The sequence below is a fragment of the Burkholderia sp. Ac-20345 genome, from assembly GCF_017104825.1.
Taxonomy (GTDB): Bacteria; Pseudomonadota; Gammaproteobacteria; order Burkholderiales; family Burkholderiaceae; genus Burkholderia; species Burkholderia lata_B.
This window is the reverse complement of the sequence record NZ_JAAGPO010000227.1, coordinates 1-15,017: the sequence shown is the minus strand read 5'-3', so window position 1 is coordinate 15,017 and position 15,017 is coordinate 1. Positions and strand designations below refer to the sequence as shown.

Sequence of the window (15,017 nt, the reverse complement as noted above, 5' to 3'; positions counted from 1 at the left end):
CCGCCCGCGAGCACGAGGCCGCCCCACACGGCGGTTGCGAGCAGGTGCAGCGTCTGCACGCCGACCGCCGCGGACAGCGCGCCCGTATCGGCCGCATGGCCGAGCGACGCCTTGCCGGCCGCGACCACGATCACCGCGAGCCACAGCACCGCATGCGCGACCGGGCCATCCGGCTTGGCCAGCGCGACGATCGCGAGCACCACGGCACCTGCGAACGCGACGCTCCACGCGAAGCCCGTATGCGTCTGCATCAGCATGACGGGAATCGCGGCGAACGCGCCGCCGAGCCCGGCCCCGCTCATCGTCGCGGCCTCGTAGACGAGCCAGCCGAGATCCGCGAGCACCAGCGCCAGCGCCGCCGCGACCAGCGAATGTTGCGCGCGCAGCCACGCGGGATGCGACGGCGCAATGACCGGACGCGCACCGTCCTTGCCGAGCCATGCCTTGAGCAGCGCCGAGCCGACCGCCATCGCGAACGCGGCGTCCATCAGCGCCGCGAGCGCGACCTGACCGATCCACAAGCTGTCGAACTTCATCGCGCACACCCTCCCGAAAGCGGCAGGCCGACGGGGCGGCGGCAACAGGACGGACAGCGTGAGGAGGGCAACGGCACGGTAGAAAACGTCATCGATGAATCCGGAAACGGGAGAAATGACTGGACCTGCGGCGGAGGCGGCGCCGCGCGACCCGCGAGTGTACGGTCTTCGATGGTGAAAACGCACGCCGGTTCACACCGGTGCGCCGCAATGCGCGTCAAATTGTCGCAAGTCGCAATCGGACAGGAACCGCTGTCCTTTTGCCAAATAGCCGTCATTACCCATCGATGATAGAATGCCGCGTCGCAGCAGCCCGGCTGCCTTGCCGTCATGCGCCGAGCCGATCGTAGCCCGGACAGGTCCCCGTCGAATAAACATGGAGTCTCGTGTGTCTTCAAGACGCCTCTTCCGTCCGCTGCTCGCCGTTCTGATGTTCGGCAGCGCGGGCCTTATGAGCGCTGCCCAAGCGCAGACCAAGCCCACGGAGCAAGCGCACGCCCAGCAGGCGCCGCTCAAGGCACCCGATACCATGGCCGAGCGCGTGCGCGGCTGTACGGCCTGCCATGGCGTCCATGGCCAGGGCACGGACAACGACTACTTCCCGCGTCTTGCCGGCAAGCCCGCCGAGTACCTGTACAACCAGCTCGTCAACTTCCGTGACGGCCGGCGCAAGTACCCGCCGATGAACTACCTGCTGACGTACCTGAACGACGACTACCTGCGCGAGATGGCCGAGCACTTCTCGGCTGAACGCCCGCCGTACCCGGCGCCGGCGAAGCCGACGCTGCCGGCCGCGACGCTCGCGCGCGGCAAGCAACTCGTCACGCAAGGCGACCCGTCCCGCAAGCTGCCGGCCTGCGTGGCCTGCCACGGCGCGACGCTGACCGGCATGCAGCCGGCGATCCCGGGCCTGGTCGGCCTGCACGCCGATTACCTGAGCGCGCAGATCGGTGCATGGCGTTCGGGCAACCGTCACGCGAAGGCGCCCGATTGCATGCATGACGTCGCTTCGAAGCTTTCCGACGAAGACGTGACGGCCGTGACCGCGTGGCTCGCCGCGCAACCGGCGCCCGCCAACCCCGTGCCGGCTCCGGCGCGTTCGATGAAGACTCCGCTCGCCTGCGGCAGCGAACCGCAATAAGGCAAGGGAGACAGACACAATGAAACGCAAGTCCCTGTTTGCACTCTCGGCCGTCGCGATCGTCGCGGCTGCCGCCCTCGTGCCGGTCCTGTGGCCGGGCAACGACACGCTGCACGGCGCCGCTGCCGTCGCGGCCACGCCGGCCGACCAGGCCGCGCTGATCAAGAAGGGCGAATACCTCGCGCGCGTCGGCGACTGTATCGCGTGCCACACCGTGCGCGGCGGCAAGTCGTTCGCGGGCGGCCTGCCGATGGCGACGCCGTTCGGCACGATGTACACGCCGAACATCACGCCGGACGACAAGGACGGCATCGGCAAGTGGACGTCGGACGACTTCTACCGCGCGATGCACACCGGCCGTTCGAAGGATGGCAGCCTGCTCTACCCGGGCTTCCCGTTCGCGAGCTACACGAAGGTCACGCGCTCGGATTCGGACGCGATCTACGCATACCTGCGCTCGGTCGCGCCGGTGTCGGTGCCGAGCCGTCCGCATGAACTGAAGTTCCCGTTCAACAACCGCAACCTGCTGATCGGCTGGCGCACGCTGTTCTTCAAGGAAGGCGAGTACAAGCCGGATCCGACCAAGTCGGTCGAATGGAACCGCGGCGCGTACCTCGTCGAAGGCCTCGGCCACTGCTCGATGTGCCACACGTCGATCAACATGATGGGCGGCCCGGTGACGGGGTCGGCGTTCGCCGGCGGCCTGATCCCGCTGCAGAACTGGTACGCTCCGTCGCTGACGAACGACAAGGAACTCGGCCTCGGCGACTGGCACGTGCAGGAGCTGTCCGACCTGCTGCAGGCCGGTGTGTCGAACAAGGGTGCGGTGTTCGGCCCGATGGCCGACGTCGTGCACAACAGCCTGCAGTACATGAGCGACGAAGATACGCGCGCGATGTCGACGTACCTGAAGTCGATCCCGCAGAAGGCTGAAGCGCCGAAGAACATGCAGTACGAGCCGTCGAAGCAGTTCGGCAACGCGCTGTTCGACCAGGGCAAGAAGATCTACGCGGACAACTGCGCGACCTGCCACGCCGAAACCGGCGCAGGCAAGCCGCCGGCGTATCCGCCGCTCGCGGGCAACCACTCGATCATGATGGAATCGGCAGTCAACCCGATCCGCATGGTGCTGAATGGCGGCTATCCGCCGAGCACGTTCAAGAATCCGCGTCCGTACGGGATGCCGCCGTTCGCACAGTCGCTGTCGAACCAGGAAGTGGCGGCGGTTGTCACGTATATCCGGATGTCGTGGGGTAACAACGGTACGCCGATCTCGCCGCAACAGGTGAGCGACCTGCGTTCCGCGCCGCTCGACTAAGAAGCGGCGAACACAAACGGGGCGCGGCTGCGGGAAACCGCGGCCGCGCCCTTTTGCATTTTGCATTTTGCGATGTCACTCCCGCGCGGGCCGCGCGAGACGTCGCCGATCATAAAACTGAAGAGTGGTATCTATGTCTTTCGAATCTCTCGGCCTGGCCGAACCGCTGGTCAAGGCGGTCAACGAGCTCGGCTACACGTCGCCGACTCCGATCCAGCAGCAGGCGATCCCCGCCGTCCTCGGCGGCGGCGACCTGCTCGCCGGCGCGCAGACGGGCACCGGCAAGACCGCCGGCTTCACGCTGCCGATCCTGCAACGCCTGCATACGTTCTACGCGGAGCATCGTGGCGCGAAGCGCGCGGTGCGCGCGCTGATCCTCACGCCGACGCGCGAACTCGCCGCCCAGGTCGAGGAAAGCGTGCGTGCGTACAGCAAGTACCTGAAGCTGCGCTCGACCGTGATGTTCGGCGGCGTCAGCATCAATCCGCAGATCGATGCGCTCAAGCGCGGCGTCGACATCGTCGTCGCGACGCCGGGCCGCTTGCTCGACCACATGCAGCAGAAGACGATCGACCTGTCGGACCTCGACATCCTCGTGCTCGACGAAGCCGACCGGATGCTCGACATGGGCTTCATCCACGACATCAAGCGCGTGCTCGCGAAGCTGCCGCCGCAGCGTCAGAACCTGCTGTTCTCGGCCACCTTCTCCGACGAGATCAAGGCGCTCGCCGACAGCCTGCTCGACTCGCCGGCGCTGATCGAAGTCGCACGCCGCAACACGACCGCCGAAAGCGTCGCGCAGAAGATCCACCCGGTCGACCGCGACCGCAAGCGCGAACTGCTCACGCACCTGATCCGCGAGCACAACTGGTTCCAGGTGCTCGTGTTCACGCGCACGAAGCACGGCGCGAACCGGCTTGCCGAGCAGCTGACGAAGGACGGCATCAGCGCGATGGCGATCCACGGCAACAAGAGCCAGTCGGCCCGCACGCGCGCGCTTGCGGAATTCAAGAACAGCACGCTGCAGGTGCTCGTCGCGACCGATATCGCCGCGCGCGGGATCGACATCGACCAGCTGCCGCACGTCGTCAACTTCGACCTGCCGAACGTGCCGGAAGACTACGTGCACCGGATCGGCCGCACGGGCCGCGCGGGCGCGACCGGCGAAGCCGTGTCGCTCGTGTGCGTGGACGAAAAGCAGCTGCTGCGCGACATCGAGCGGCTGATCAAGCGCGAGATTCCGCAGGAAGTGATCGCGGGCTTCGAACCCGATCCGAACGCGAAGCCGGAGCCGATCCAGCAGCGCCGCGGCCAGCAGCAGCCGCGCGGCGGTGGTGGCGGTGGCGGCAATCGCCAGCCGCGCGCAGGCGGCTCGGGCCAGCCGGCCGCGAAACGCGACGGCAACGCACAACCGAAGGCGTCTCAGCAGAAGGCCGCGAAGCCGCGCACGCAAGGGCAAGGGCAAGGCGGCGCCGGTGGTACGGGTGGACGTCCGTCAGGTGGCGGCAACAGCGCACGCCCGGCAAACGGCAACGCCGCGCACCCGAACCGCAACCGTTCGTCGCGTAGCGGCCAGCGCGGTCACTGAAGCCGTGCGGCCGCGCGCCGCAGGTGCTCGACCTGGCGTTGCCAGCGCGCGAGCACCGCGGCGCGCTCCCCTTCCAGCGTGAACGTGACACCTGTCGCGAGTCGCGCATAGCCGACCCGCTGCGCATCGCCATGCGCGATCGTCGCAACGAATCCGGCCAGTCCGCCGAAGTCTCCTTCGAGCGGCTCCATCGTCAGTTGCGCCTGAAAGAACGCGCCGTCCGCGACGAGCGTCAACGCGGCCGTACGCCGTTGCGCGATCGCGCGCGCCGCACGCGATTGCGGCCAGAGCGCCAGCAGCAGCGTGCGCGCATCGTGTGCATAGATCTCGCCGACGCCGAGCAGCGTCGTGCGCAACTGGCCATCGTCGGTCGCGACGATCAGCGATGCGGCGAAGTCGGCATGACGCTCGAGCGCGGTGCCGTCGAACAACGAAACGACGGCCGGCGGCCACGCATCGAACGTCCATTGTTCGAGCGCGTGGCGATGGGTATCGGTCATGATGGCGTGGCCCCGGTGGAAAGCGGATGAAGAAACCGCAGCATACGCGCGCCGGGCCGCGCCGCGGCGATCAGCGCAGGAACACGTGCCGCGTGATCTTGGTGAGCGGATAGTGGACGCCCGGCTGGATCTTCGCGGGCAGGTCGAGCGGCTTGAGCAGCATCTTCACGCACATGTCGGCCGACAGGTTGCGCCGCACGAGCTTGCTGATGCGCGCGACGCGTTCGCGGTTGTACTGGCTGTCGCCGACACGATCCGGGTAGCGGACCGCGAACACGTGGCGCAGCGCGATCTCGGAATCCTCGTTCTTGATCTCCATCACGCGGCGCGCCAGCGCGCCGAGCACCGCGAGCCGGCCATTGCCTTCGAGCTGGTTGTACTTCTTGAAGAACTTGAAGAAGTGCTTGTAGTGGCGCACTTCGTCCGTGCGGATGTTGTCGGTGATTTCCTTCAGCACGGGCTCGTCCGAGCACTCGTTGATCGCGCGATAGAGCGTGGCCGTGCCTGTCTCGACGACGCAGCGCGCGACCATCTCGAGTGCGCGGGTCTTCTCGAACGCCTCGACCTTGCAGGTCTGCGAATACTCGGCGAAGAAATTCGCGAACGCGGTATCCCAGTCGAACTCCGGCCACACGTGCGCGATGTACGCCTTCAGCGCGCGCCCGTGCTGCAATTCTTCGTGCTCCCATGCATTGTTGAGCCATGCGGAGACTTCCGGATCGTCGTTGAAGAACTGGCTCAGATTGCTCGTGTAGAGATCCGAGCCGCTTTCGATGAACGACGACGCGCACAGCAACAGCAACAGATCTTCGTTCGCGGCGGCACGCTGACGATCGATCCGGTTCAGGTCGATGTCCTCGATTCGCCACGGCATCACATGCGTCGTTTTGGTGTCCATGGTGGTGCGCTCCCAGTCGTCGCGCGGGGGCCGGCCCATGCCTTCGGCACTGGCGCCAACCGTCCCGCTGGCGGCGTTTTACTTGCGTTTATAGTGGATTGGTCCGGCCGAACCATGCTGGCATCTTAGCCGGACTTTGATGTTCGTGCTCCAGAGCACTGACCATAACCGACAAGCGCAGTTCCACGGCGTCTGTTGCCGTTCGTTAGACGAGTCCTTCAAACCGCTTGCGGCCGTTCGATGGTAACGGCCACGCCAAACGAAACGGGCGGCCGTTCGGCCGCCCGTGAAGCGCAAAAAACTGCAAACGAAAGGCGGCGGCAACCCGTCAGAAACCGGCCGCCAGACCGTCGCGCCGGCTGTCGCTCGCGGCCACGTAGCCGCGCTCGCGATCGTCGCGGTCGAGACGCCAGATGAACTGCCCCGAACCGAAATCCATGTAAGGATCGTCGATCGACTTGATCGTATGGCCGCGTGCGGCCAGCGCTTCGACGGTCGCGCGATTCATCGTTGCTTCGACATCGAGCGTGAAGTCGCGGTTGACCTTCCAGCGCGGCGCATCGCAGGCGGCCTGCGGTTGCTGGCCATAGCCGAGCATCCGCACGACGGTCTGCAGATGGCCCTGCGGCTGCATGTCGCCGCCCATCACGCCGAAGCTCATCACGGCCTCGGTGCGGCCGTCGACCTCCTCGGTGACGAACGCCGGGATGATCGTGTGAAACGGCCGCTTGCCGCCCGCCACGACGTTCGGCGAAGCCGGGTCCATCGAGAAGCCATGCCCGCGGTTCTGCAGCGCGATGCCGGTGCCGGGTACCACGAGCCCCGAACCGAAGCCCATGTAGTTCGACTGGATGAAGCTCACCATCATCCCGCGCTCGTCGGCCGCCGACAGGTAGATCGTACCGCCCGAATGCGGCCGGCCGGCGCCGAAGTGCGTCGCGCGCGCGGGATCGATCAGCTTCGCGCGTTCGGCGAGATATGCATCGTCGAGCATCTGCTCAGGTGTGACTTCCATCGCGCGCGGATCGGCGACGTAGCGATAGACATCGGCGAACGCGAGCTTCATCGCCTCGATCTGCAAATGCTGCGAGTCGGCCGAATCGACTGGCCATTCGGTCACGCCCGCGTGCTCGGCGATCCCGAGCGCGATCAGCGCGGCGATACCCTGCCCGTTCGGCGGAATCTCGTGAATCGTGTGACGGCCGAAGCGCTTGCCGATCGGCTCGACCCATTCGGGCCGGTAAGCGTGCAGGTCGGCTGCGGTCAGCGCGCCACCGCCTTCGCGGGAGAACGCGGCGATGCGCTCGGCGAGCGCGCCCTCGTAGAACGCGCGGGCGCCCTCCTTCGCAAGCGTGCGCAGCGTCTGCGCATGACCGGGCAGGCACACGCGCTCGCCCACCTGCGGTGCGCGGCCGTGCGGCATGAAGGTTTCCGCGAAACCCGGCAACCCCTTGAGTTCCGGCACGGCGGCCGCCCACTTGTGCGCGACGATCGGCGGCACCGCATAGCCGCGCTCCGCGATCTCGATCGCCGGTTCGAGCAGGTCCGCGAACGGCAGCGAACCGAACTTCGCATGCAGCGCTTCCCAGCCCGCGATCACGCCCGGCACGGTGACGGTATCCCAGCCGCGCGTCGGCTTGTTCGCGAAGCCGTTGCCCGCCTCGCCGTGGCGCTTGCGGAAATAATCGACGTTCCACGCGGCCGGCGCGACGCCCGACGCGTTCAGCCCAGACAACCGCTCGCCGTCCCACACGAGCGCGAACGCGTCGCCGCCGAGCCCGCACGACACGGGCTCGACGACCGTGATCGCGGCTGCCGCGGCCAGCGCCGCGTCGACCGCATTGCCGCCCTTCCACAGCATCCGCAGCCCGGCCTGCGCGGCGAGCGGGTGCGACGTCGACACGACGTTGCGCGCGAACACCGGAATGCGGGTCGTCGGATACGGGTTGTGCCAGTTGAAGCCAGTCATCGGTTCCACCTCGTCGAAAGCTGAATGAACGCGCCGGACGCGCACGCGCGTGCGCGGGCAATCCGCCATTGCAGCGCGATCAGCGCAATCGCACAAATTCATTTGTCACATGAATCAATGCAATTTCCGCATGAATTCCTGGCGACCATGCGGGCCAGGCCGGCCTAACGCCGTTGCCGCCCTTACAATACCCGCTCCGTCTCACGACACGACCATCGAGCCATGACCCGAGATCCTCGCCTCACCCTCAACGCGCGTCAGCAGGAACTGCTCGAATGGGTGCAGCGCGACGGCTTCGTGACCGTCGACGATCTCGCCGCGCACTTCGCGGTGACGCCGCAGACGATCCGCCGCGACGTGAACTGGCTCGCCGACCTGAACCTGCTGCGCCGCTACCACGGCGGCGCCAGCCTGCCGACCAGCTCGGAGAACGTGTCGTACACGGCCCGCCAGCGGATGTTCCACGACGAGAAGCGGCGCATCGCGGCGCTCGCGGCGTCGCACATTCCCGACCAGGCATCGCTGTTCATCAACCTCGGCACGACCACCGAGGAAGTCGCCCGCGCGCTGAACCGCCACCACGGGCTGCACGTGATCACGAACAACCTGAACGTCGCGTCGATGATGAGCGGCTATCCCGACTGCGAGGTGCTGATCACGGGCGGCATCGTGCGGCCATGGGACAAGGGGATCGTCGGCGAACTCGCGATCGACTTCATCCGCCAGTTCAAGGTCGACTACGCGATCATCGGCACGTCGGCGATCGAGGCCGACGGCACGCTGCGCGACTTCGACACGCGCGAAGTGCGCGTGGCCGAGGCGATCATGCAGCATGCGCGCACGGTCTATCTCGTCGCCGACCACTCGAAGGTCGGCCGCCCCGCGCTGGTGCGCCAGGGCCATCTGAGCCAGGTGCACGCGCTCTTCACCGACAAGCCGCTGCCACCCGAGATGGCCGATGCCGTGGCGGCCGCCGGCACCCAGGTGTACGTCGCGGAGTGACGGCGCCGATGCTGCACCGCACCCGAAACTTCAAGTGAAATCAAGAAGTTGGCGTCGCAAGCAAACCGCTTGCGCGCGGTTCGGCTGTCAAAGGGAAAATTAACGGGGCACGATTTGTCGTTGCCTGCGTGCTCGACTAGACTCCAGTTCCCCGGCCCGTTTCGACCGTTCCGCCTGTGCCAGGGCGCGGACGAATGGCATGGCCGGCGCATGCAGCTTTTCCCCCCAAGCCATACCCCGATGGGTATCGCGCGTCGGCTTCTACGCCGGCCGCGCGGGCTGACTGGTCGCCATGGAGAGAACGATGCTGAGTCCGCATGAATTCGCCACGCTATTGCTTGTGAAGGACGCTCCCGATCAAACCCATATGGATCGGGACGAAATCGATGCACTGCTGGAACAGCAGCTCGTTCGCCTGGAAGGGCTCGGATCGGGGCGCAAATACTGCGTGACCGAAACCGGCGACGCCGCGCTGCGATCCATCAAATACCGCTATTCGTAAAACCACACCGTTCCTGACCTGACCGCGCCGCCCAGATTCCGGGCCGCGCGGCCGTTCCCGCTTCTCTCGCCGGCCCGCCGCGGCCTGCTTCAGCCGCCGCGCAGCGTCGGATCGACCGCCGCCCGCCAGCTGATGGCCTGCGCACGCGCTCCGTTGAAATACGCGATCCAGCCGGCACGCGTCGTCGCATCAGGCGCCGCATAGTGCGTCGAAAGTTCGTTTACGAACGCGCAATAGTTCGCTTCGGTCAGCCCGCGATACCGTTTCGCCACGTACGCGTCGACCAGCGTCGAGTAGACCGGCTGCGCGTCCGCGCCCCAATCCCGCGCGGTGCCGCCGCATGACGTCTGCAGGTCGACGAACGACGGCGTGCGCCAGTTGCCGACGAGCGGCGGCATGCCGGCACTGCACCCCGCCAGAAGGACGGCGCACACGCCGGCCCACATCCCAATACGCATGATTCACCTCGCGAAACGGTCGATTCCGCCAGTATCGTCCGGGATCGCGCCCCGCGCTACTGGCCCCGCTTTATCGAACTTTACTTTTTCGATTTCGTTCGTTAAATTTCGAATTCGAACATTTCATGTTCGCCCAATTTCAACAGACGATAAGGACAGCAGGTGACCCAACCGAATCGCTACGATCTGCTCGTCGTCGGCGGCGGCATCAACGGCGCGGGCATCGCGCGCGATGCGGCCGGCCGCGGCCTGTCGGTCATGCTCTGCGAGCAGGACGACCTCGCGTCGCACACGTCGTCGTCCAGCACCAAGCTGATTCACGGCGGCCTGCGCTACCTCGAGTACAACGAGTTCGGGCTCGTGCGCAAGGCGCTGCAGGAGCGCGAGACGCTGCTGCGCGCGGCGCCGCACATCATGTGGCCGCTGCGCTTCGTGATGCCGCACATGCCGAACCTGCGTCCGGCCTGGCTGATCCGCATCGGCCTGTTCCTTTACGATCACCTCGCGAAACGCGAACTGCTGCCCGGCTCGCGCGGCATCGACATGCGCCGCCATGCGGCCGGCGCGCCGCTGATCGATTCGATCAAGCGCGGCTTCGTCTATTCGGACGGCTGGGTCGACGACGCGCGCCTCGTCGTGCTGAACGCGATGGACGCGAAGGAGCGCGGCGCCGAGATCCTGACGCGCACGAAGCTGGTATCCGCCGAACGCCGCGGCGACGAATGGGAAGCGCGGCTGCAGCACGCCGACGGCTCGATCCGCGTCGTGCATGCGCGCGCGATCGCGAACGCGGCCGGCCCGTGGGTCGGTGAAGTGCTGAAAGGCGCGCTCGGCCGCGGCGCGCACCACAGCGTGCGGCTCGTGAAGGGCAGCCACATCATCACGCGCCGCCTGTTCGATCACGACCACGCGTACATCTTCCAGAACCCGGACAAGCGGATCATCTTCGCGATTCCGTACGAACACGATTTCACGCTGATCGGCACGACCGACGTCGAATACACGAACGACCCCGCGAAGGTCGCGATCGATCGCGACGAGACGCAGTACCTGTGCGACTCGATCAACCGCTACTTCAAGCGCAAGATCTCGCCGGCCGACGTGCACTGGACCTACTCGGGCGTGCGCCCGCTGCTGGAAGACGAGAACGCCGCGAACGCATCGGCCGTCACGCGCGACTACCGCCTCGAGCTGGACGACGGCGCGGGCGCCCCGCTGCTGTCGGTGTTCGGCGGCAAGATCACGACGTTCCGCAAGCTCGCGGAAGAAGCCGGCGACATGCTGTGCCACGCGCTCGGCAGCGACGCGAAGACCTGGACGGCCGGCGTCGCGCTGCCGGGCGGCGACATCGCGAACGCGAAGTTCGACGCATTCGCCGACACGTTCGCCAAACGCCATGCGTGGCTGCCCGCCGCGCTCGCCCGCCGCTATGCACGCGCATACGGCACGCGCGCGGAGCGCGTGATCGACAGCGCGAAGTCGCTCGCCGATCTCGGCACCGAAATCGCACCGGGCATCTACGACGCCGAACTGCGCTACCTGCGCGACGCCGAATGGGCGACCTGCGCGCAGGACGTGCTGTGGCGCCGCTCGAAGCTCGGCCTGCACGTGACGCCGGGCACGCTCGACGCGGTGACCGCCGCGGTCGATGGGTGGTTTGCCGCCGCGCACGCGCCGCACGCCTGATCCGAATGCAGTTGCAGTTGCCGTACCGACGTTGACTCACCGACGCGCCGCCCCACATGCGGCGCGCATCACAACTAAGCCAAATCCACGGATGGAGATGAGAGACATGCAGGATCAGTACATCCTCGCGCTTGACCAGGGCACCACGAGTTCCCGCGCGATGCTGTTCGATCGCCAGGGCAATATCGTATCGATCGCCCAGAAGGAATTCGAGCAGATCTACCCGCAACCCGGCTGGGTCGAGCACGACCCGCAGGAAATCTGGTCGACGCAAGCCGGCGTCGCCGCCGAAGCCGTCACGCGCACGGGCCTGAACGGCACGTCGATCGCCGCGATCGGCATCACCAACCAGCGTGAAACCACGATCGTCTGGGATCGCGAGACCGGCCAGCCCGTCTACAACGCGATCGTCTGGCAGGATCGCCGCACGGCCGACTTCTGCGATTCGCTGAAAGCACAGGGCCTCGAGGCGAAGGTGCGCGCGAAGACCGGCCTGCCGATCGATTCGTACTTCTCCGGAACCAAGATCCGCTGGATCCTCGACAACGTGCCGGGCGCACGCGAGAAGGCCAAGCAGGGCAAGCTCGCGTTCGGCACCGTCGACAGCTGGCTCGTGTGGAACTTCACGAAGCACGAACTGCACGTGACCGACGTGACGAACGCGTCGCGCACGATGCTGTTCAACATCCACACGCGCGAGTGGGACAACGAACTGCTCGAGCTGCTCGACATCCCGCGCAGCATGCTGCCGGAAGTGAAGGCATCGTCGGAAATCTACGGCCACACGAAGACCACCGTGTTCGCGTCGAAGATCCCGCTCGCGGGCATCGCGGGCGACCAGCAGGCAGCGCTGTTCGGCCAGATGTGCACGCAGTCCGGCATGGTGAAGAACACCTACGGCACCGGCTGCTTCCTGATGATGAACACCGGCGACAAGCCGATCGAATCGAAGAACAACCTCGTCACGACGATCGCCTGGCAGATCGGCGACAACGTGCAGTACGCGCTGGAAGGCAGCATCTTCATCGCGGGCGCAGTGGTGCAGTGGCTGCGCGACGGCGTCGGCATCATCAAGTCGGCTGCTGAAATCGAAGCGCTCGCCGCGAGCGTGCCGCACACCGACGGCGTCTATCTGGTGCCCGCGTTCGCCGGCCTCGGCGCACCGCACTGGAACGCGCGGGCGCGCGGCTCGGTGTTCGGCGTCACGCGCGGCACGACCTCCGCGCACCTCGCACGCGCGGCGCTCGATTCGATCGCGTACCAGTCGCTCGACGTGCTGGCCGCGATGGAAGCCGATTCGGGCATCAGCATCGGCGAACTTCGCGTGGACGGCGGCGCGAGCGCGAACGACCTGCTGATGCAGTTCCAGGCGGACCTGCTCGGCGTCGACGCGGTGCGTCCGCAGATCACCGAGACGACCGCGCTCGGCGCGGCCTACCTCGCGGGCCTCGCGATCGGCTACTGGAAGAACCTCGACGAAGTGCGCGACCAGTGGCAGCTCGATCGCCGCTTCTCGCCGTCGATGCAGAAGGAGCAGGTCGAACGCTGCATGTCGGGCTGGCAGCGTGCGGTACGCGCTGCGAAGGCGTGGGCCGACGACGCCCAGTAATCCCAAGACTTCCAAACGAAATACAACAACACCGGCGGACCGCGCAACGCGCGAGTCCGCGATGACATACGAGAGACAATCATGTCACCTTATATTGCAGAGTTCATCGGCACAGCGATCCTCGTGCTGCTCGGCAACGGCGCGGTCGCAAACGTGCTGCTTGCAAAGACCAAGGGCAAAGGCGCGGACCTGATCGTGATCGTGATGGGCTGGGCGATGGCAGTATTCGTCGCCGTCTACGTGACCGCGTCGTTCAGCGGCGCGCACCTGAACCCGATCGTCACCATCAGTCTCGCGCTCGCGGGCAAGTTCGCGTGGTCGAAAGTCGGCGGCTACATCCTCGCGCAGATGCTCGGCGGGATGGCGGGCGCCCTGCTCGTGTGGCTCGCGTATCGCCAGCACTTCGCGAAGGAAGCCGATGCGGACCTGAAGCTCGCGGTGTTCTGCACGGCGCCCGCGATCCGCAGCGTCACGCACAACGTGCTGACCGAAGCGATCTGCACGTTCGTGCTGATCCTCGGCGTGCTGTATCTCGCATCGCCGCAGGTAGGCCTCGGCGCGCTCGACGCACTGCCCGTCGGCCTGCTCGTGCTCGGCATCGGCATCTCGCTCGGCGGCCCGACCGGCTATGCGATGAGCCCCGCACGCGACCTGTCGCCGCGCATCATGCACGCGCTGCTGCCGATCCCCGGCAAGCGCGACAGCGACTGGCGCTATGCGTGGGTGCCCGTCGTCGGCCCGCTGCTGGGCGGCGCCGCGGCGGCCGGCCTGTACCTGCACCTGCACACGACGATCTGATCGTGGTTTGACCGAAGCGCGCGGCATGCATCGCCGCGCGCTTCACGCCCCTTCTCTCGCGGTTCGCCGCATCGTTCCCGCTACCGGTCGCCCGCGGCCGATACCAGCGACTTCAGCTTCACCCCCCTATCCGCAACGGCCGCCGGGCTCACGTCGATCCCGCGCTCGACCAGCATTCTCGCCACGCGCATTTCCTTGACGAACCCCGACGCGCGGCCGAAACCGCTCGCGGCGACAAGCCGCGCACCGGCGTCGAAATGGAAGTGGATTTCCGCGTCGTCGTCGAGCACGCGCGCGACCGACCGCTCGCCGAGCGCCGGCTCCCCGGCCACCTGCAACTGCGCGTCGTATTGATCCGACCAGAACCACGGCGTCTCGCGATACGGCTCGTCGGCGCCGAGCATGTTGCGCGCGGCGACGCGCGCCTGCGTCTCGGCGCCGTGCCACGTCTCCTGCCGGACCAGCCGCCCTGACAGCACACTCGGAAACACCGCGACGTCGCCGGCCGCGTAGATGCCGAGCGCCGAAGTCTCGAGCCGCGTGTTCACGACGATGCCGCACTCGACGGCGAGGCCCGCGTCACGCGCCAGCTCGTCAGCCGGGTCGATGCCGATGCCGGCGACGACCGTGTCGGCGATCAACGTGTCGCCGTCGTCGAGCACGACGGCCAGCGCGCCGCCCGCCGTGCGCTCGATCGCAACCGGCTTCCGGTTCACGCGAATGGCCACGCCCTCCCGTTCGTGAAGCGCGTGCACACGCGCCGCGATCGTCTCCGGCACCGCGCGCCCGAGCAGGCGCGACGCCGCATCGAGCACCGTCACACGACAGCCGCGCTGTCGCGCCGACGCCGCGACTTCGAGACCGATGAAGCCGCCGCCGATCAGCACGACCCGCGCATCGGGCACGAGCCGCATGCCGAGCGCCGCCGCATCGTCGAGCGTGCGCAACGCAAACACGCCGTTGAGCGTCGCGCCCGGAATCGCGAGGCGCCGCGCGCGGCCGCCGGTCGCGA

The 15,017-nt window shown here is 67.0% G+C and carries 13 protein-coding genes and 1 pseudogene; 8 read left to right on the top strand and 6 right to left on the bottom strand.

Going from position 1 to position 15,017, the window contains the following annotated elements; genetic code table 11:
- Positions 1-536 (bottom strand): annotated as a pseudogene (locus G3O06_RS41325) (copper resistance protein CopD); the annotation flags it as partial.
- 376 nt (positions 537-912) lie between these two features.
- On the opposite strand from G3O06_RS41325, the gene G3O06_RS41320 reads away from it, so the two are divergent.
- The 3 genes from G3O06_RS41320 to G3O06_RS41310 all read left to right on the top strand — a co-directional run bounded on the left by G3O06_RS41320 (position 913) and on the right by G3O06_RS41310 (position 4,583).
- On the top strand, positions 913-1,677 hold the full coding sequence (locus G3O06_RS41320) for a c-type cytochrome (RefSeq protein WP_041492946.1): 765 nt from the start codon (positions 913-915) through the stop codon (positions 1,675-1,677).
- A 19-nt stretch (positions 1,678-1,696) separates the two neighbouring features.
- Complete coding sequence (locus tag G3O06_RS41315; protein ID WP_174986074.1) at positions 1,697-2,995, top strand: cytochrome c; 1,299 nt, start codon at positions 1,697-1,699, stop codon at positions 2,993-2,995.
- Positions 2,996-3,128: 133 nt separating this feature from the next.
- Positions 3,129-4,583, top strand: coding sequence for a DEAD/DEAH box helicase (locus G3O06_RS41310; RefSeq protein WP_205819538.1), 1,455 nt, complete (start codon positions 3,129-3,131; stop codon positions 4,581-4,583).
- On the opposite strand, the gene G3O06_RS41305 is transcribed toward G3O06_RS41310, so the two are convergent.
- From G3O06_RS41305 to G3O06_RS41295, 3 genes are all read right to left on the bottom strand, one after another.
- Entirely contained in the window at positions 4,577-5,083 is a 507-nt protein-coding gene (locus G3O06_RS41305) for a hypothetical protein (protein ID WP_205819537.1), read from the bottom strand. The two genes, G3O06_RS41310 and G3O06_RS41305, sit on opposite strands and share 7 nt — an antisense overlap.
- A gap of 70 nt (positions 5,084-5,153) precedes the next feature.
- Positions 5,154-5,981, bottom strand: a complete 828-nt coding sequence (locus G3O06_RS41300) for a ferritin-like domain-containing protein (protein ID WP_174915361.1) — start codon at positions 5,979-5,981, stop codon at positions 5,154-5,156.
- Between the two features lie 328 nt (positions 5,982-6,309).
- Positions 6,310-7,950, bottom strand: coding sequence for a gamma-glutamyltransferase family protein (locus tag G3O06_RS41295; protein WP_205819536.1), 1,641 nt, complete (start codon positions 7,948-7,950; stop codon positions 6,310-6,312).
- A gap of 222 nt (positions 7,951-8,172) precedes the next feature.
- Here G3O06_RS41295 and G3O06_RS41290 point away from each other — a divergent pair, with 222 nt between their 5' ends.
- Positions 8,173-8,952, top strand: coding sequence for a DeoR/GlpR family DNA-binding transcription regulator (locus G3O06_RS41290; RefSeq protein WP_048025981.1), 780 nt, complete (start codon positions 8,173-8,175; stop codon positions 8,950-8,952).
- Positions 8,953-9,256: 304 nt separating this feature from the next.
- Complete coding sequence (locus G3O06_RS41285) at positions 9,257-9,454, top strand: hypothetical protein (protein WP_011353109.1); 198 nt, start codon at positions 9,257-9,259, stop codon at positions 9,452-9,454.
- A gap of 89 nt (positions 9,455-9,543) precedes the next feature.
- Here the strand turns inward: G3O06_RS41285 and G3O06_RS41280 are convergent, their stop codons facing one another.
- Complete coding sequence (locus G3O06_RS41280; protein ID WP_205819535.1) at positions 9,544-9,912, bottom strand: hypothetical protein; 369 nt, start codon at positions 9,910-9,912, stop codon at positions 9,544-9,546.
- A 162-nt stretch (positions 9,913-10,074) separates the two neighbouring features.
- Here G3O06_RS41280 and glpD point away from each other — a divergent pair, with 162 nt between their 5' ends.
- The 3 genes from glpD to G3O06_RS41265 all read left to right on the top strand — a co-directional run bounded on the left by glpD (position 10,075) and on the right by G3O06_RS41265 (position 14,005).
- Positions 10,075-11,598 carry a glycerol-3-phosphate dehydrogenase gene (gene glpD, locus G3O06_RS41275; protein ID WP_205819534.1) on the top strand — a complete coding sequence of 508 codons (1,524 nt, stop codon included), beginning with the start codon at positions 10,075-10,077 and terminating at the stop codon, positions 11,596-11,598.
- 106 nt (positions 11,599-11,704) lie between these two features.
- Positions 11,705-13,207 carry a glycerol kinase GlpK gene (gene glpK / locus G3O06_RS41270; RefSeq protein WP_174915365.1) on the top strand — a complete coding sequence of 501 codons (1,503 nt, stop codon included), beginning with the start codon at positions 11,705-11,707 and terminating at the stop codon, positions 13,205-13,207.
- 81 nt (positions 13,208-13,288) lie between these two features.
- The gene (locus G3O06_RS41265; RefSeq protein WP_059233266.1) at positions 13,289-14,005 is read left to right on the top strand and encodes an MIP/aquaporin family protein; all 717 of its coding nucleotides are present in this window, start codon (positions 13,289-13,291) and stop codon (positions 14,003-14,005) included.
- Between the two features lie 80 nt (positions 14,006-14,085).
- Here G3O06_RS41265 and G3O06_RS41260 read toward each other — a convergent pair.
- Positions 14,086-15,017 (bottom strand): FAD-dependent oxidoreductase (locus tag G3O06_RS41260; protein WP_205819533.1); only part of this gene is annotated, 932 nt, incomplete at its 5' end.